General features: G+C 69.1%; 16 protein-coding genes and 1 pseudogene. 9 read left to right on the forward strand and 8 right to left on the reverse strand.

The genetic code is table 11. The features are described from left to right. Positions 1–9: 9 nt before the first annotated feature. Positions 10–1,029: a cytochrome d ubiquinol oxidase subunit II gene (cydB, locus tag ACZ418_RS15825; protein WP_468362624.1), complete on the reverse strand. Its 1,020-nt coding sequence runs from the start codon at positions 1,027–1,029 to the stop codon at positions 10–12. Between the two features lie 15 nt (positions 1,030–1,044). Further along, a complete protein-coding gene (locus ACZ418_RS15830; RefSeq protein ID WP_468362626.1) occupies positions 1,045–2,553 on the reverse strand; it encodes a cytochrome ubiquinol oxidase subunit I in 1,509 nt (502 codons plus the stop codon). 209 nt (positions 2,554–2,762) lie between these two features. Here ACZ418_RS15830 and ACZ418_RS15835 point away from each other — a divergent pair, with 209 nt between their 5' ends. Next, positions 2,763–3,140, forward strand: a complete 378-nt coding sequence (locus tag ACZ418_RS15835; protein ID WP_468362628.1) for a cyclophilin-like fold protein — start codon at positions 2,763–2,765, stop codon at positions 3,138–3,140. 13 nt (positions 3,141–3,153) lie between these two features. Here the strand turns inward: ACZ418_RS15835 and hisC are convergent, their stop codons facing one another. Further along, complete coding sequence (hisC, locus tag ACZ418_RS15840; RefSeq protein ID WP_468362630.1) at positions 3,154–4,233, reverse strand: histidinol-phosphate transaminase; 1,080 nt, start codon at positions 4,231–4,233, stop codon at positions 3,154–3,156. 431 nt (positions 4,234–4,664) lie between these two features. Here hisC and ACZ418_RS15845 point away from each other — a divergent pair, with 431 nt between their 5' ends. The 3 genes from ACZ418_RS15845 to ACZ418_RS15855 all read left to right on the forward strand — a co-directional run bounded on the left by ACZ418_RS15845 (position 4,665) and on the right by ACZ418_RS15855 (position 8,181). Continuing rightward, positions 4,665–5,777, forward strand: coding sequence for a LacI family DNA-binding transcriptional regulator (locus ACZ418_RS15845; RefSeq protein WP_468362632.1), 1,113 nt, complete (start codon positions 4,665–4,667; stop codon positions 5,775–5,777). Positions 5,778–6,058: 281 nt separating this feature from the next. Further along, the gene (locus ACZ418_RS15850) at positions 6,059–7,138 is read left to right on the forward strand and encodes a metallophosphoesterase (RefSeq protein WP_468362634.1); all 1,080 of its coding nucleotides are present in this window, start codon (positions 6,059–6,061) and stop codon (positions 7,136–7,138) included. Positions 7,139–7,317: 179 nt separating this feature from the next. Then, positions 7,318–8,181, forward strand: coding sequence for a hypothetical protein (locus tag ACZ418_RS15855; protein WP_468362636.1), 864 nt, complete (start codon positions 7,318–7,320; stop codon positions 8,179–8,181). Between the two features lie 317 nt (positions 8,182–8,498). On the opposite strand, the gene thiC is transcribed toward ACZ418_RS15855, so the two are convergent. Then, complete coding sequence (gene thiC / locus ACZ418_RS15860) at positions 8,499–10,301, reverse strand: phosphomethylpyrimidine synthase ThiC (RefSeq protein WP_468362638.1); 1,803 nt, start codon at positions 10,299–10,301, stop codon at positions 8,499–8,501. Between the two features lie 251 nt (positions 10,302–10,552). Here thiC and ACZ418_RS15865 point away from each other — a divergent pair, with 251 nt between their 5' ends. After that, positions 10,553–12,031: a YibE/F family protein gene (locus tag ACZ418_RS15865; RefSeq protein ID WP_468363203.1), complete on the forward strand. Its 1,479-nt coding sequence runs from the start codon at positions 10,553–10,555 to the stop codon at positions 12,029–12,031. Between the two features lie 240 nt (positions 12,032–12,271). Here ACZ418_RS15865 and ACZ418_RS15870 read toward each other — a convergent pair whose 3' ends face one another. The 4 genes and pseudogenes from ACZ418_RS15870 to ACZ418_RS15885 form a co-directional block, all read right to left on the reverse strand. After that, on the reverse strand, positions 12,272–12,709 hold the full coding sequence (locus ACZ418_RS15870; protein WP_468362640.1) for an SsgA family sporulation/cell division regulator: 438 nt from the start codon (positions 12,707–12,709) through the stop codon (positions 12,272–12,274). A gap of 100 nt (positions 12,710–12,809) precedes the next feature. Next, positions 12,810–13,749: pseudogene (locus ACZ418_RS15875) on the reverse strand (IclR family transcriptional regulator). A gap of 219 nt (positions 13,750–13,968) precedes the next feature. After that, on the reverse strand, positions 13,969–14,181 hold the full coding sequence (locus ACZ418_RS15880; RefSeq protein ID WP_468362642.1) for a DUF5326 family protein: 213 nt from the start codon (positions 14,179–14,181) through the stop codon (positions 13,969–13,971). Between the two features lie 165 nt (positions 14,182–14,346). Continuing rightward, positions 14,347–14,664 (reverse strand): cupin domain-containing protein, encoded by a 318-nt coding sequence (locus tag ACZ418_RS15885; protein ID WP_468362644.1) that lies wholly within the window; start codon positions 14,662–14,664, stop codon positions 14,347–14,349. Positions 14,665–14,721: 57 nt separating this feature from the next. On the opposite strand from ACZ418_RS15885, the gene ACZ418_RS15890 reads away from it, so the two are divergent. The 4 genes from ACZ418_RS15890 (at position 14,722) to ACZ418_RS15905 (ending at position 17,865) form a co-directional block, all read left to right on the forward strand. After that, a complete protein-coding gene (locus ACZ418_RS15890; protein WP_388764235.1) occupies positions 14,722–15,099 on the forward strand; it encodes a phage holin family protein in 378 nt (125 codons plus the stop codon). A 7-nt stretch (positions 15,100–15,106) separates the two neighbouring features. Continuing rightward, positions 15,107–15,598 carry a low molecular weight protein-tyrosine-phosphatase gene (locus ACZ418_RS15895; RefSeq protein ID WP_468362646.1) on the forward strand — a complete coding sequence of 164 codons (492 nt, stop codon included), beginning with the start codon at positions 15,107–15,109 and terminating at the stop codon, positions 15,596–15,598. Beyond that, on the forward strand, positions 15,595–16,743 hold the full coding sequence (locus ACZ418_RS15900; RefSeq protein ID WP_468362647.1) for a cystathionine gamma-lyase: 1,149 nt from the start codon (positions 15,595–15,597) through the stop codon (positions 16,741–16,743). The genes ACZ418_RS15895 and ACZ418_RS15900 overlap by 4 nt, the downstream gene beginning before the upstream one ends. A gap of 216 nt (positions 16,744–16,959) precedes the next feature. Continuing rightward, a complete protein-coding gene (locus tag ACZ418_RS15905) occupies positions 16,960–17,865 on the forward strand; it encodes a LysR family transcriptional regulator (protein WP_468362649.1) in 906 nt (301 codons plus the stop codon). Positions 17,866–17,900: the final 35 nt, after the last annotated feature.

Genomic DNA, 17,900 nt, shown 5'->3' on the forward strand with positions numbered 1-17,900 from the left:
TCGACGGACTCAGTGTGCGGCGCCGGCCACAGCCTCGGGAGCGATGTGCTGCGTGCCGATCCGCTTGCGGAAGACCCAGTAGGTCCAGCCCTGATAGAGCACCACCAGAGGCGTGGCGATGGCCGCCAGCCACGTCATGATCTTCAGGGTGTAGGGGCTCGACGAGGCGTTGGTGACCGTAAGACTCCAGTCCCCGTTGAGCGTGGACGGCATGACGTTCGGGAAGAGCGACAGGAAGAGCATTGCCACGGCGGCCACGATGGTGACGCCGGACAGCGCGAACGCCCATCCCTCGCGCCCGAACTGGTTGGCCACCAGCGCGGCCACCAGGGCGGCGACCGCCACGATGAGGGCCACCAGGCTCTTGCCGTCACCGTTGTCGGCCTGCGTCCACAGCAGGAAGCCGAGCGCCACGACGGCCGTGACGAGACCGACCCATAGAGCCAGCTTCCGTGCCCGCACCCGGATGTCCCCCACGGTCTTGAGTGCGGTGAAAACCGCTCCGTGGAAAGTGAACAGCGTGAGCGTGACCAGTCCGCCGAGCAGGGCGTAGGGGTTGAGCAGGTCCCCGACGCTGCCGACGTACTCGAAGTGCTGGTCGATCTTCACACCTCGCACGATGTTCCCGAAGGCCACGCCCCACAGGAACGCCGGGATCAGCGAGGTCCAGAAGATCGCCGTCTCCCAGTTGCGCTGCCAGTTCTCCTCGGGCCGCTTGGCCCGGTACTCGAAGGCGACGCCCCGGACGATCAGGCACACCAGGATGATCAGCAGCGGCAGGTAGAAGCCGGAGAAGAGGGTGGCGTACCACTCCGGGAACGCGGCGAAGGTCGCGCCGCCGGCTGTGAGCAGCCATACCTCGTTGCCGTCCCAGACGGGCCCGATGGTGTTGATCAGCACCCGTCGCTCCGGCCGGTTGCGGGCCAGCAGCTTGGTGAGGATGCCGACCCCGAAGTCGAAGCCTTCCAGGAAGAAGTAACCGGTCCACAGGACGGCGATCAGGACGAACCAGACGTCGTGAAGTTCCATGACTGTTCCCTCGGCCTAGTACGAGAAGGCCATCGGCTTGTCGGCGTCACGGGTGTCGCCGCCGATCTTCGTGGGCGGGTTGAGGTCGGCCTCGGTCAGCTCGGGCGGGCCGGACTTGACGTACTTCACAAGCAGCTTGACCTCGACCACGGCGAGGATCGCGTACAGCGAGGTGAAGACGATCATCGAGGTGAGGACCTCGGCCTGGGAGACACCGGGGGAGACCGCGTGCCGGGTCTGCAGGACTCCGTAGACGACCCACGGCTGGCGGCCCATCTCGGTGAAGATCCAGCCCCAGGAGTTGGCGATCAGCGGGAAGGCCAGGGTCCAGGTCGCGATGCGCCAGTACCAGGGTGTGAGCTTGGGGCTGAGCGCCTTGTTCTTGAAGACCACCAGATGTGGCACCTCGTCCTCGCCGACCCGCAGATGCTGCGGCAGCATGAACTTCTTCCGGGTCAGCCACAGTCCGGCCAGGCCGATGGCGAAGGAGGCCATGCCGAAGCCGATCATCCAGCGGAAGCCCCAGAAGGCGACCGGGATGTTGGGCCGGTAGTCGCCCGGGCCGAACTTCTGCTGCTCAGCCTTGTTGACGTCGTTGATGCCGGGGACGTACGAGGTGAAGGAGTCGTCGGCGAGGAAGGACAGCAGACCCGGGATCTCGATCGCGACGGTGTTGTGGCCCTTCTCCACGTCGCCGTAGGCGAAGATCGAGAACGGTGCCGGCTTCTGGCCGTCCCACAGCGCCTCGGCGGCCGCCATCTTCATCGGCTGCTGCTTGAACATGACCTTGCCGAGGGTGTCGCCGCTGACTGCGGTGAGCAGACCGGCGATGACCACGGTGACCAGGCCCAGCCGGAGCGAGGTCTTCATCTCGCGGATGTGCTTCTTGCGGGCCAGGTGGTAGGCGGCTATGCCCACCATGAAGGCGCCGCCGGTCAGGAAGGCTGCGGACAGGGTGTGGAATGCCTGGCTGAGGGCGGTGTTCTGGGTGAGCACGGCCCAGAAGTCGGTCAGTTCGGCCCTGCCCTTCGCCTTGTCGATCTTGTAGCCGACCGGGTGCTGCATCCAGGAGTTGGCCGCGAGGATGAAGTACGCCGACAGGACCGTGCCGATCGAGACCATCCAGATGCAGGCCAGATGGATCTTCTTGGGCAGCTTGTCCCAGCCGAAGATCCACAGGCCGATGAAGGTGGACTCGAAGAAGAACGCGATCAGCGCCTCGAAGGCGAGCGGCGCACCGAAGATGTCACCGACGAAGCGCGAGTAGTCGGACCAGTTCATGCCGAACTGGAACTCCTGCACGATGCCCGTGACGACGCCCATGGCGATGTTGATCAGGAAGAGCTTGCCCCAGAACTTCGTCGCCCTGAGGTACTTCTCCTTCTCCGTGCGCGCCCAGGCCGTCTGCAGCCCGGCCGTGAGGGCGGCCAGGGAGATGGTCAGCGGGACGAACAGGAAGTGGTAGACGGTGGTGATGCCGAACTGCCAGCGCGCCAGAGTCTCCGGCGCCAAAGCCAGGTCCACGTCGTCACTCTCCTTACTACGCCGTGGTACAGCGGCGATTCGCCCCGTCTGTCACGCGCATACGGGGCAAACGGGACGCGCTTGTGAACGCGTTCACATTCACAAGCCATTATGACGTACCGATTTTCGGCTCGATAGGGCGGGGTGGCCCTACTGCCGCAACGTCAAGACCTTGGCAGCGACTTCAACATCTTGTTGAATTGCGCGCCATGCAGATACGTATTTCCTGGCCCGCGGGCAACACCACCGCGACCCTCGACGCAGACACCCCGACGGCGCAGGCCCTCGCCAAGGCACTGCCCCTCACCTCCCGCGCCTGCACATGGGGCGAGGAGGTCTATTTCGACACAGGTGTCTCTGTTTCACGTGAAACGGACGCCCGGCAGGTCGTGGCGCCGGGCACGGTGGCCTTCTGGACGGACGGCGACGCACTCGCCCTCCCCTACGGCCCGACACCGATCTCGCGAGGCGAGGAGTGCCGCCTCGCGAGCCCGTGCAACATTCTGGGAAGCCTGGACGGGGACGCCGGCGTGCTGGCGACCGTACGAGACGGCGACCCCATCCGTGTGGAACTGATCGACGAGTAGAGCACTCGCGGCGCTACAGCTCCTTGCGGAACGCCTCCGCCGCCTTCAGGAAGATGTCGTTCGCCTCGGTCTCGCCGACCGTCACCCGCACACCCTCGCCCGGGAACGGCCGGATCACCACACCGTGCTGCTCACAGGCCTGAGCGAACGCGACCGTACGCTCCCCCAGTCGCAGCCAGACGAAGTTCGCCTGCGTCTCCGGCACCGTCCAGCCCTGGGCGCGCAGCGCGTCGACCACCCGTGTGCGCTCGCACACCAGCGAGCCGACTCGGCCGAGCAGCTCGTCCTCGGCCCGCAGCGAGGCGATCGCCGCATCCTGCGCGAGCTGGCTGACACCGAAGGGCACCGCCGTCTTGCGCAGCGCCGCCGCGACCGGCTCATGGGCGATCGCGAAACCGACGCGCAGCCCCGCGAGCCCGTACGCCTTGGAGAACGTGCGCAGAACGCAGACGTTGGGCCGGTTCCGGTACAGCTCGACACCGTCGGGCACCTCGGGGTCGCGGATGAACTCGCGGTAGGCCTCGTCCAGCACCACCAGGACATCGCCGGGCACCCGGTCGAGGAACCGCTCCAGCTCGGCCCGCCGCACCACCGTGCCCGTCGGGTTGTTGGGATTGCAGACGAAGATCAGACGCGTCCGGTCGGTGATCGCGTCCGCCATCGCGTCCAGGTCGTGCACATCGCCGGGTGTGAGCGGCACCTGCACCGACCGGGCGCCGCTGATCTGCGCGATGATCGGGTACGCCTCGAAAGACCGCCAGGCGTAGATCACCTCGTCGCCGGGACCACTGGTGGCCTGGATGAGCTGCTGGGCGACACCCACCGAGCCGGTGCCGGTGGCCAGGTGGGAGACCGGGACGCCGAAGCGCTCCGACAGCTCGGCCATCAGCCCGGTGCACGCCATGTCCGGGTACCGGTTGAAGTCGCAGGCGGCCGCCGTAACGCTCTCCATCACGCCGGGCAGCGGCGGGTACGGGTTCTCGTTGGAGGACAGCTTGTAGGCGACCGGCCCGCCGGCCGCGGCAGGCTTGCCCGGCTTGTAGGTGGGGATACCCTCCAGCTCGGCGCGCAGCTTGGGGCTCGTCTCGCTCACCGCAGTCCTCCTCGCGACCACCGGCGGACCGTCGACGCCGCCGGCTTCCAATACTCCTCACCTTATGAGGATTCGGCCCCGGTGCGTACAGCTTGCGGCCCTGCAAAACGTGAACCGCATCCGTCCCGGCGCCATCCCAGGTCATCACCGTACGAAGGCGTACGTTTCAGGGGGCGCGCCGAACATATATCTATGCGCCGGTGGCTTGCGCCGTGGCGCGCATCCCCCGTGCAGGTGAGTTGAGACCTCTTCGAGACATCGGGCACTTGGCAGGTCCATACGCGTCGCCACGTCACGTACTGCCGCAGGATCGTTCAACTGACTTTGTTTCTAAGGTCGTTGACCCACTACGACCATGCAGAAACGTGCCTGTCAACGCGTGCATATGCGTCCGCACTACCCCACCGCATGAGCCCTACTATCGGCTCGCCATGACAGCAGCAGGGAAGCACCAGGTGAGCCGCGCGGAAACCTCACGTCGAGGCAGCCGGCCGGGCCGGGCGGGCATCAGAGACGTGGCCGCCGCCGCCGGAGTCTCCATCACGACCGTCTCCGACGCCCTCAACGGCAAGGGCCGGCTCCCGGATGCCACCCGGCGCCATGTCCGCGAGGTCGCCGACCGGCTGGGATACCGTCCCTCCGCCGCCGCCCGCACCCTCCGTACCGGCAAGTCGGGTCTGATCGGCCTGACCGTGACGACGTACGGGGATGAACCTTTCACCTTCACGGAGTTCGCGTACTTCGCCGAGATGGCACGGGCCGCCACCTCGGCCGCGCTCGCGCGCGGCTACGCCCTCGTGATCCTGCCCGCGACGTCCCGCCACGACGTGTGGTCCAACGTCGCGCTCGATGGCACCGTTGTCATCGACCCCTCCGATCAGGACCCGGTGGTGACCGAACTCGTCCGGCAGGGCCTGCCCGTCGTCTCCGACGGCCGTCCGGCCGGCTCGCTGCCGGTCACCGCCTGGGTCGACAACGACCACGAGGCCGCCGTACTCGGCATCCTCGACCACCTCGCCGACGCCGGCGCCCGCCGCATCGGCCTGCTCACGGGCACGACGACCGACACCTACACACACCTGTCCACCACCGCCTACCTGCACTGGTGCGAGCGGGTCGGCCAGGACCCGGTCTACGAGGCCTACCCGGCGCATGACCCGTGCGCGGGCGCCGTCGCCGCCGACCGGCTGCTCGCCCGCCCCGACCGGCCCGACGCCGTCTACGGCCTGTTCGACCCCAACGGCACCGACCTGCTGGCCGCCGCCCGGCGCTACGGGCTCCGCGTCCCCGAGGACCTGCTGCTCGTCTGCTGCAGCGAGTCCATGGGGTACGCCAGCACCGAGCCGCCCATCACCACGCTCTCCCTGAAGCCCCGGCGCATCGGCACGGCGGTGGTCCAGCTCCTCATCGACGCCATCGAGGGCGTGGAGTCGGACCAGCCGGTCGAGCAGGTGATACCGACCGAGCTGATCGTGCGCACCTCCTCGCAGCGGCGCCCGCCGCGCACGACGGTGAGCCCGCCGCGCACGCCGGACGAGAAATAGCGCCGGAAAGCGGGGCGCTCACCCCGTACGGGCGCCCGCCGAGCGAGGGGGCTCGGCGGGTCGGCGACCGGTGGGCCGGGTGTTCGGTCGGTGCAGAGCCGGCCGAACACCTGCCCAAACGGGGCGAAAGCCGCGGTGAACTGGAGTCTTGTTCCGATTCACCACCCCTGGGTCATCACACGGCGCGACGCGCATTCCTATGATGGGCCCACGACACCGCGGACCGCTGCGACCAGGCAGTCCGAAGGGGTGCAGATGCGGCGCGATGGTGGAGGGGTCTGATGACTCAGGGGGCCGGTCAGGGACCCGAAGCGGAGCGGACGGCAACGCTGCGCGACTTCCGGGTACCTGCGTACGTCCACGAGACCGGTCCGTACGTCCACACCGCCCGTCCGGGCGACACCGCGCCGCCCGCCGATCAGGCGTACCCCGATGACTACACACCCACCCAGCGCGACCTCCCGGTCATCAACCGCACGGAGACGGTCCAGGTCTCCGTCGAGACGGCACCCGCGGCCCCGGCCCCGCAGCCCGCGACCGGGCCCGGACCGCTGTTCGTCGTCGGAGACGTCCACGGGTACCTCGACGAACTGGTGGCCGCACTGCAGGAGCAGGGGCTGATCGACGCCTCCGGCCAGTGGTGCGCCGGCACCACCCGGCTGTGGTTCCTCGGCGACTTCACCGACCGCGGACCCGACGGCATCGGCGTCATCGACCTCGTGATGCGGCTGTCCGCCGAGGCCGCGGCGGCCGGCGGCTACTGCAAGGCCCTCATGGGCAACCACGAGCTGCTGCTGCTCGGCGCCAAACGGTTCGGCGACACCCCCGTCAACTCCGGCGCGGGCACCGCCACCTTCCAGGCGGCCTGGCTGCTCAACGGCGGTCAGAAGACCGACATGGACCGCCTCCAGGACCACCATCTGCAGTGGATGGCCCGCCTGGACGCCGTCGAGGAGGTCGACGGCTATCTGCTCGTGCACTCGGACACCACCGCCTACCTCGACTACGGCGACTCCATCGAGGCGGTCAACGACACCGTCCGCGAGACCCTCACCCGCAACGACGCGGACGAGTGCTGGGATCTGTTCCGCAAGTTCACCAAGCGCTTCTCCTTCCGCGACGAGGGCGGCGCCGACGCCGTGCGCTCCCTCCTCGATACGTACGGCGGCACCCGCATCGTTCACGGGCACAGCCCGATTCCCTACCTCCTCGGCGAGGTCGGCTCCGAGGACGGTGAGGACGGCACCGGCCCGGTCGTGGAGGGCCCGCACGTCTACGCCGACGGGCTCGCCATCGCGATGGACGGCGGGGTGACCATGGCTGGAAAGCTACTGGTCCGGCAACTCCCGCTGGCCACCTGACCGTCGGCGGGCCGACATCCCCGGCGGGGTACCCGAAGGCCGGAGGGCAATTTCCGGCAACCCCCTGTCACCGTGTGCCGTCACGGCTCTACCATCGGCTTATCCGTAGCAGGCTCCCCTCCGTTTCTGCCCGACGGCTCGCCGGCGTGCGAGCCCCAAGCCCTACGGAGCATCGGGGGATGCACATGAACAGCGTTCCGCAGCACCTGCAGAGCGAGGACCGCCAGGAATTCGAGCGGCTCCTCGATGAGGCGCTGCGCTCCGCACCACAGCGACCGGAACTGGCCGCTGTCGGAGAGCGGCTCAATCCCGAACAACTGCGCACCATGGCGCTCAACGCCACCGCACTGATAACGGCCGCCGCCGCGGCCGAATACCAGCACTATGTGAAGATCCGCCAGGAACTGCGTCAGCCGGCGATGACCCCCTCGCCCTCCGGTGACTCGGCTCCCGCGGACCGGAGTTCGGCCACCACCGAGCTCGTCACCACCTTCGGCGAGGCGGCCGAGAACACCGGCGCGGGCGCCATCGCGGTCATCGCCGTACTGGCTCCCGTCCTCTCCGGAACCGCCGCCGCGATCTTTCTGCTCGTCGGCTACATCCTGAAGACACTGAGCCCCGGACAGGGCTTCGCCCAGACCATGCTCACCGCCGGGTGGGTGTTCGGCGCGGTCACCGCGGCCGCGGTTCTCGTCGCCGCCGTCGGCCTGCTGCTCACCGCCCTGCGCAACGGCAACTCGCCACAGGCCCAGGCACTGAACGCGGCGCACCGGGAGCTGGACAGCGCCAGAGAGGCCTGGCGGGACGCCCTGCTGGAGCGCGGCATCCTGCCGTTCCTCACGGAGGCGCTCGCCGAGCCCCGACCGGCCGCTCCCCTGCATCGCACGACCCCACCCGCCCCGCGCGGCCGCATGCCCCGCCTGGGGTACGACCGCCCCGGTTTCAGCAGCCCCGACGACGGCACCCAGTCGGGTCGGCCGAGCTTCACCAGCCCGGACTACACGAGCCCGGACTTCGGCGGCCCGGAGCACCAGCCGGAGTAGCCCCACCGGCAGCCCGGACACGGCTCGCGCCCCCGGCCGACGCGGGCCCGACCCGGCGGCCCACCGGTGTGCCGCCGCCCCGGTCGGCCGCCCCGGTCGGCGTCATGCCGTTCAGTACCAGCGGCTGAAGGCCGCGACGCCCGAACCGGCGCCGACCGAATGGCACAGCACCTCGGGCGGACCGTCGAGCAGCGGGCAGCCACCCGCGGGCTGAAACGGCGAGACCGTCCTGCTGGCCTGACCGACGCCAAGCGGAGTCCGCGCTTCACCTGATGCCTCACGGCGACTCGGAAACGCGGACCGCTTGCGCCTGGCCCTCAGTCCGCGATCGGCAGGTACACCCGGTTCCCCGCCTCGGCGAACTCCTTCGACTTCTGGAGCATCCCTGCGGCGATCTCCTCCTGTGACGCACCCTCAGCCTCCGCACCACCGAACCGCTCTGTGATGGTTTGGCTGATCTTCATGCTGCAGAACTTCGGCCCGCACATGGAGCAGAAGTGGGCGGTCTTGGCGGGCTCGGCCGGCAGGGTCTCGTCGTGGAACTCCCGTGCCGTGTCCGGGTCCAGGGCGAGGTTGAACTGGTCCTCCCACCGGAACTCGAAGCGGGCGTCGGACAGTGCGTCGTCCCACTCCTGGGCGCCCGGGTGCCCCTTGGCCAGGTCGGCCGCGTGCGCGGCGATCTTGTAGGTGATGACGCCGGTCTTGACGTCGTCACGGTTGGGCAGGCCCAGGTGCTCCTTGGGCGTGACGTAGCAGAGCATCGCGGTGCCCCACCAGGCGATCATCGCGGCGCCGATGCCGGAGGTGATGTGGTCGTACGCCGGCGCGATGTCCGTGGTCAGCGGGCCGAGCGTATAGAACGGAGCTTCATGGCAGATCTCCTGCTGAAGGTCGATGTTCTCCTTGATCTTGTGCATCGGGACGTGTCCCGGGCCCTCGATCATCGTCTGTACGTTGAAACGCCTGGCGATCCGGTTGAGTTCCCCGAGCGTCCTCAACTCCGCGAACTGCGCCTCGTCGTTGGCGTCCGCGATCGACCCCGGCCGAAGGCCGTCGCCCAGCGAGTACGTGACGTCGTAGGCGGCGAGGATCTCGCAGAGTTCCTCGAAGTTCTCGTACAGGAACGACTCCTTGTGGTGCGCCAGGCACCACGCGGCCATGATCGAGCCGCCGCGCGAGACGATTCCCGTCTTGCGGTTGGCGGTGAGCGGCACGTACGGCAGCCGGACGCCCGCGTGGACGGTCATGTAGTCCACGCCCTGCTCGGCCTGCTCGATGACCGTGTCCTTGTAGATCTCCCAGGTCAGTTCCTCGGCCTTGCCGTCGACCTTCTCCAGGGCCTGGTAGAGCGGCACCGTGCCGATGGGGACGGGGGAGTTGCGCAGCACCCACTCGCGGGTGGTGTGGATGTTGCGGCCGGTGGACAGGTCCATGACCGTGTCGGCACCCCAGCGGGTCGCCCAGGTCATCTTCTCCACCTCCTCCTCGATGGAGGAGGTCACCGCCGAGTTGCCGATGTTGGCGTTGACCTTCACCAGGAACCGCTTGCCGATGATCATCGGCTCGATCTCCGGGTGGTTGACGTTGGCCGGCAGCACCGCCCGGCCTGCCGCGATCTCCTCGCGGACCACCTCGGGAGACACGTTTTCCCGGATGGCCACGTACTCCATCTCCGGGGTGATCTCACCGCGGCGGGCGTATGCGAGCTGCGTCACCGCCTCGCCGCCCCGGCCCCGGCGCGGCTGGCGCGGCCGTCCGGGGAAGACAGCGTCCAGGTTGCGCAGCCCGCCGCGCGGCGAGGTGTGCTTGATCCCGTCGTCCTCGGGACGGACGGGACGGCCCGCGTACTCCTCGGTGTCACCGCGGGCGATGATCCAGTTCTCCCGCAACGGCGGCAGGCCCCTGCGGACATCGGTGTCGACGAGCGGATCGGTGTACGGGCCCGATGTGTCGTACAGCGTGACCGACTGTCCGTTGGTGAGATGCACCTGACGGACCGGCACGCGCAGGTCGGGGCGCGAACCCTCGACGTACGCCTTGTGCCAGCCGATGGACTTCCCGGCCTCCTGGGACTTCTCGTCCTGGACGGAGGCAGGCGTGCGTGCGTCCTTGTTGGTCATGAGACCTACTCCCTACGCCGGCATTACCCGGTAACAGGTTCGGCGGTCGACGCAGCGGTTTCCGTCTGGCGGCATTCCGCGCGGAACATCGCTTGTTCCACGTGAAACATCGCGCGTACGGAGGTCAGCGCCCTCTCAGCCCGGTGCTCCGAGCTCCCGCGTGTGCAAAGGTGCCTCCACGCTAGCGTCATATGTGGCGCGGTGAACAGTGGGCCCCTTGCCGTTGTTGCGATGATCGGGCGGTGACCAGGATGCAGCAGTACCCATATCGGCCGCCCGAGCTGCACCGCTCAGCGAGCTCGGGGCAAGGTGACGACCATGCCCCCGAGCGGGAGGGCAGCCGAGACGACGGCCGCGGTCATGGCCACGGGCATGCACACGGTCCCGGTCAGAGGCACGGGCACGACCGCGGGCAAGACCATGGCCATGGACACGGTCACAGCCACAGCCATGGGCCCGCCGCCCCCGTCTCCAAGCACCTGCGCAAGGTCATCGCGGCGATCCTGGTCCCCTTCACCGTGGCGGTCGTCGTCGGACTGGTGGTGCTCTGGCCCGGGGGAGCCCCGCCCCACAAACGCAGCGGCGTCGGCTTCGACCGGCAGACCCAGCAGGCCACGGTCACCAGGGTCGTCGAGGTGAGCTGCAAGTCGGTGAACGCCGCCGGTGGCGCCCCGACCGGTGACACCACCACCGCCGCGGGTACCTCGGCGGATCAGGAGGCAAAGGGAAGCTGCAAGAAGGCGACCGTCCGGGTCGACACCGGCAAGGACCGGGGCCGTACGTTCATCGAGATCGTGCAGCCGGACCAGAGCCGGCAGCTGCACCAGGGCGAGCAGGTGGTGGCCGCATACGAGCCCTCGGCGCCGAAGGACCTGCAGTACTCGGTGACCGATGTGAACCGGAAGTTCCCGATGACGCTGCTCGCGGGGATCTTCGCGCTCGCCGTCGTGGTGGTCGGCAGGCTGCGCGGCGTGATGGCACTCGTCGCACTGGCCGTCAGCTTCCTGGTGCTGACCCAGTTCATCCTGCCCGCGATCCTCCAGGGTTCGAACCCGCTGCTCGTGGCGGTCGTCGGAGCCAGCACCATCATGCTGCTCGCCCTGTACATGTGCCACGGCCTGTCGGCCCGCACCTCGGTGGCGGTGCTCGGCACCCTTGCCTCACTGGTGCTGATCGGCATCCTCGGCTCGCAGTTCATCGGCTGGGCCGCCCTCACCGGCAACACGGACGACAGCACCGGCCTGATCCACGGCCTGTATCCGTCGATCGACATGAGCGGTCTGCTGCTGGCCGGCGTCATCATCGGCTCGCTCGGCGTCCTGGACGACGTGACCGTGACGCAGACGTCGGCCGTCTGGGAGCTGCACGAGGCCAACCCGACGATGGGCTGGCGCCAGCTGTACCGGGCGGGCATCCGGATCGGCCGCGACCATATCGCCTCCGTGGTCAACACCCTCGTCCTCGCCTACGCCGGTGCCGCGCTGCCGTTGCTGCTGCTGTTCTCGATCGCGCAGAGCAGCGTCGGGACCGTGGCCAACAGCGAGTTGGTGGCCGAGGAGATCGTGCGCACGCTGGTGGGCTCGATCGGTCTGGTCGCCTCGGTCCCGGTCACCACCGCGCTCGCCGCCCTCGTGGTCTCGGCCGACCGCCCCGGCCCGGACATCCCGGCACAGGCAGGGGCACAGCCACTCCCGGCACGCGGCGGCAGGGGGCGCCGCCGCAAGCGGTAGGGCCGACGGACCCGACGGCGAGCGGCGGGGGCCCAGCGGGGCGTCACGCGGGACCGGCGGGGTGTCACGAGGGACCGGCGCGGAGGCGCGCAGGAGGCATGCGGGAGGCTGGGGCGGGCCAACCCGACTGCGGCGGGTGCGAGACCCGGTGAGCGACCGCCTCTCGCACCCCATGCAGAAGCGTTCCTGCACGCCCCTGTGCGGCACGGCGGAGCACCCGGCGCCCCGTGCCGTAACGCTTCAGCCGGCGCTCTGTTCCTCGGCCAGGATGCGGTCCAGAGCCTCTTCCAGATGGGCGTCGAAGTCGGCCAGCGCGCCCTCCTGACCGAGCGGCACAAGCTTGTCCGTGCGGTCCAGGAACGCCACGAGCGGCGGCGTTGAGGAACGGAACAGGGCCTGGTCGCCGCCGACCTGAAGCCTGATCAGCACCTCGCCCAGCACCTCGGAGTCGGCGGGAGCGATGTGCACATCCCCTTCCCCGCACGGCCGGCCGACGCCGTCGATCAGCAGCTCGCGCCCGAACGCCCAGGTCACCGGGGCGTCACCGGGCAGATGGAAGGTGAGCCGCACGGCATAGGGATCAGTGGTCTCGTAGCGCAGCTCCACCGGGATGCGGAAGGAGAGCTCCTCCGACACGAGAAAGCTCATCATGACTTCTGCCTGTACGGACTCGCGCATCGTCTACCCCGTCGTATGGACATCGACTGGCTGGGATTGATCCCTCTAACCGTGGTCAAATCTTGCTGAACGTACACAGCAGATCACAAGGAGTAAGTTTTCAGATACTGATAGAGAGGGTAAGCGTTCCCCAGATGCCGCCCGATCTCCGTCTGCAGCCGGCGCGCGGCGGGCAGCAGCCGGTCGGCCTGCTGGACGGGCAGGGACATGGCCATCGTGGCCACGGTGGTGCCGACCGTGATCGGAACCGCCGCGCACACCGTCCCGAGCGCGTACTCCTGACGCTCCACCACCGGCTCCATGCGCGGCATCCGGGCCAGCCGCCGCAACAGGGCGTCGTTGTCCCGCACCGTGTAGGGCGTGATGGACTGCACGGGGTAGCGCGCGAGATGGTCGCGGCGGGCATCCTCGTCCAGCTGGGAGAGCAGACACTGCCCGATGGCGTGCGCATGGCCGGTCTCGCGGAAGTCGGCCCATTCCTCGACCGCCGGCGCCTCGGGTGAGTCGGAGACGCACATGACGTCGATCTCGCCGTCCTGGTACATCGCGTAGTACACCGGCACACCGATGGAATCACGCCAGTGCGCGAGCGTGTCCGCCACCGCGCTGCGACGTTTCTGCTGTGCTCCGCTGCTGCCCAGCCGTTCGGCCGCCTCACCGAGGAAGAACAGCCCCTTCTCACGCCGCAGATAGCCCTCGTGCACCAGGGTGCGCAGCAGGTGGTACGTCGTCGGGAGGGCTAGGCCGGTCTCACGGGCGAGTTGTTTGGCGGGGGCGCCGTACATATGTGTGGCGACGGACTCCAGCAGGCGCATGGCGCGCTGGACGGATCCGATGAGCGTCGCGGCGGCCGGGGATCCGGGGGCGTCCGTGGGGTGTGGTGGGCCAGCGTCGGCGGGGGGCGGTGGCCCGGGGGCATCAGTGGGGTGCGGTTGTCCGGGGACCGCGACGGAGGGCGGCCGCTGGGTGGGGGGCGCGCAGGAGCGCGGTGGGGTGGGGGGTGCGTGCGGTACTGCCGGTGCGGTGTCAACCGTGGCCAAGGGTCACTCCCGGAGCGCGAGGGGCAGCCCGTGCGGGGGAAGCGCACGGAGGGGATCTGCGCCGCCCGCGGGGCCGGACCCCGCGGGAGTTCCGGACTCTAATCGTCAGCCGCCGCAAGCGGACGGCCTCATGGGGAAACTTCCCTCGCCCGAGGGAAGCCGGGAATCACCTTGCCGCGAGCCGGTGATCCCGTTGCCCCTCACCAGTGCCCGGGTCCGTCACCAGTCGCCGCGCGACGAGGAGTTCGACATGAACTTACGCACGACGTAGATGAGTCCGCCCACCAGGGCGACGAAGACCAGCGCCTTGAACAACAGGCCGATCACGATCCCGACCACGGTCGCTATCAGGCCGCCGAAGACGACCAGGGCGATGACCGGCACCGCGACCCACTTCACCCACCACGGCAGTCCCGCGAAGATCTCTCGCATCGCCCTCGTCCTTTGCCTTCTCGTACCTCGAAGTGCTCGTACGCGCTTGTCACGTACGGCGTTGATGTCCTGCACTCGATGCTAGGGCCGACAAGGGGTCCTGCGGGGGCCTGGCGCCCCTTGTCCTCCCCTGACCCGTCCCCTAGGGAACCCCGGGGGCCGGGCTCACGCCTCGGGCGGAGAGAAGACGACGAGAACCCTCAAGTCCTCGCTGATGTGGTGGAACTTGTGCGCGACCCCGGCCGGCACGTACACCACGCTGCCCCGCGCCACCTCGGTCGTCTCCAGTCCCACCGTGATGGACGCCCGGCCGCTGACGACGAAGTACACCTCGTCCTGCTGGTGCGGCGTCTGCGGGTCGTGCTCGCCCGCATTGAGGGCGTACAGGCCGACGGACATGTTCCGCTCCCGCAGGAACTGAAGATAGGCCCCCTCGTTGGCGGCGCGCTCCGCCTCCAGGTCATCCAGCCGGAATGCCTTCATCGCCGCTGTCGCCCTCGCCTCTGCTCTGTTCCGATCCGTTCTGCCACGATCAGACACATGAAGAATTTCGTAGTCAAGACGATCGCCAACGCGGGCGCCCTGGCGGTCGCCGTGTGGCTGTTGGACAAGATCACTCTGACGGGTGACAGCACTGCCAAGAAGGCCGGCACGCTGATCGTCGTCGCGCTGATCTTCGGCCTGGTGAACTGGCTGGTCAAGCCGATTCTCAAGGTGCTCACCTTCCCGCTGTTCATCCTGACCCTGGGCCTGATCACCCTGGTCGTGAACGCGCTGATGCTGCTGCTGACCTCCTGGGTGTGCGGCAAGCTCGACCTGAGCTTCCACGTGCAGGGCTTCTGGACGGCCGTCGTCGGCGGCCTGATCGTCTCCGTCGTCTCCTGGGCACTGCACGTCGTCCTGCCCGACGAGGACTGAGCGGACCATGACCTACCGCGTCTGTTTCGTGTGCACCGGCAACATCTGCCGCTCCCCGATGGCCGAGTCCGTCTTCCGCGCGCGTGTGGCGGAGGCCGGCCTCGAGGAGCGGGTGGAGGTCGACAGCGCCGGTACCGGCGGCTGGCACGAGGGCGAGCCCGCCGACCCGCGGACCGTCTCGGTCCTGGAGGAGCACGCCTACGACAGCGATCACGTCGCACGCCAGTTCCAGCCGTCGTGGTTCTCCCGCCTCGACCTGGTGATCGCCCTCGACGCCGGTCATCTCAAGGCCCTGCGCCGTCTCGCGCCGACCGAGGAGGACGCGCGCAAGATCCGCCTGCTGCGTTCGTACGATCCCGCCGCCGGTGACGACCTGGACGTTCCGGATCCGTACTACGGACACCGGGACGGCTTCGAGGAGTGCCTTGGGATGGTGGAGGCGGCGAGCGTCGGTCTGCTCGCCGCCGTACGCGAGCAGCTGGAAGGACGGGCCGCATGAGCGACACCCCCAAGGACCAGGACCGTACCGGCGACGGCACGCGCGCGGTACGCGCCGGACTGCCCGAACCGGTCAAGCACGAGCCGACCCTGCCCGGACCGGTGTTCGCGGCGCACTTCCACCTGCCCGGCGAGGCGACGGGCCCGTACCTCTACGGCCGTGACGAGAACCCGACCTGGACGCTGCTGGAGCGGGCCATCGGCGAGCTGGAGGCGCCCGGGCTGGATGACGTCGAGACGCTGGTCTTCGCCTCCGGCATGGCGGCGATCTCCTCGGTGCTGTTCTCCCAGCTGCGCGCCGGGGACGCGGTCGTGCTGCCCTCCGACGGATACCAGGTGCTGCCCCTGGTCCGCGCCCAGCTGGAGGCGTACGGCGTCGAGGTACGCACCGCCCCCACCGGCGGCGACGCCCAGCTGGAGGTCCTCCACGGCGCCCGCCTGCTGTGGATCGAGTCCCCGTCGAACCCGGGGCTCGACGTGTGCGACATCCGGCGGCTGGTGGCGGCGGCCCACGCGCAGGGCGCCCTGGTGGCCGTCGACAACACCCTCGCCACCCCGCTCGGGCAGCGCCCGCTGGAGCTGGGCGCCGACTTCTCCGTGGCCAGCGGCACCAAGCAGCTCACCGGCCACGGTGACGTGCTGCTGGGTTATGTCGCCGGCCGCGACACCGAGGCGATGGCCGCCGTACGGCGCTGGCGCAAGATCGTCGGGGCGATCTCCGGGCCCATGGAGGCCTGGCTCGCGCACCGGTCCATCGCCACGCTCCAGCTGCGCGTCGACCGGCAGAACGCCACCGCCCTCGCGGTCGCCGAGGCGCTGAAGCAGCGGCCCGAGGTGTCCGGACTGCGCTATCCCGGACTGCCCGACGATCCCTCGCACAAGACCGCCGCGCAGCAGATGCGCCGCTACGGGTGCGTGGTCTCCTTCACGCTGCCCACGCGTGCCCGTGCCGAGCGTTTCCTCAAGGGCCTGCGCCTGGTGGAGGACGCCACGAGCTTCGGCGGGGTGCGTTCCACGGCCGAGCGCCGTCGCCGCTGGGGCGGGGACGCGGTACCGGAAGGCTTCATCCGTATGTCCGTCGGCGCCGAGGACCCCGAGGACCTGATCGCCGACGTGCTGCGGGCCCTGGACGAGTCCGCCGAGTGAGCTCGTGGCCGTCCGGCCACCGGCGCACGACGGTCCGAGCCTCCCCCCTCGTGGCTCGGACCGTCTTCGGCTCCTGCGCGCGAAGAACCGCGCGAACAAGGCTAGTTGACTCTCCGTCAGTGTCCAATCACGCTAGCGACAGAGACCTATCGACTTATTTATAGTTGGGACCTGCCCGGGGGCCGGAGGAGGGCAGGGATAGGGGGAGGGCACGCCATGGACCTGGCCTTGCTGCGCACCTTCGTCACTGTGCACCGGGCTGGTTCCTTCACTCGCGCCGCCGCTCTGCTCGGCCTCTCCCAGCCCGCAGTCACCTCGCAGATCCGCACGCTGGAACGACAGCTGGGCAAGCCTCTCTTTCTCCGCCAGGCGCGCGGGGTGACCCCGACGACCATCGGCGACGAACTCGCGCACAAGGCCGCTCCTCATCTCGACGCCCTGGTGGAGATAGCCGAGAGCGGCCTGGACGACGATTCCTCGCTCAGAACCCTGCATCTCGCAGGCCCGCCCGAGTTCACCGCCGAACGCGCCCTGCCGGCCCTGACCGAGCTGACCGGCGACGACGGCCAGGGCTTCGCGCTCCGCGCCTCCTTCGGCACGGCGGAGGAAACACTGGAGGGACTGGCCTCCGGACATCATGATCTGGCCATCAGTACGGCTCGTCCGCGCGGCGCTCTGCTGACCGCGACCCCGCTGTGCGACGAGGAACACGTGCTGGTCGCCGCCCCTCGCTGGTTCGAGCGGATCGGTGCGGAGGCGCTGCGGCTGAAGGGGGCGCCCGCACTGGAGGATCTTCCCGTCGTCGAGGTCCACGAGTCGCTGCCCTTCGTCTCGCGCTACTGGGCCTCCGTCTTCGATTCCCGTCCGGCCGCCTCGGGCACGGTCATCGTTCCGGATCTACGCGCTGTGCTCGCCTGTGCCATCGCCGGTGCCGGGCTCGCGGTCCTGCCCCGCTATCTGTGTGCCGCGGCCCTCGACGACGGCACGATCGCGATGCTGCACGATCCGGCGGTGCCGCCGCTGCGCACGTATTTCCTGGTGGTGCGCACCGGCACCCTCGCCATGCCCCATATCGCGCGGGCCCACGAGTGGCTTCAGCGGGCGGCCACGACCTGGTGGTGAGGCCCTCCGGCGCAGCATCCACGAACGGCGATCAC

Source organism: Streptomyces sp. NPDC030820 (assembly GCF_055572075.1).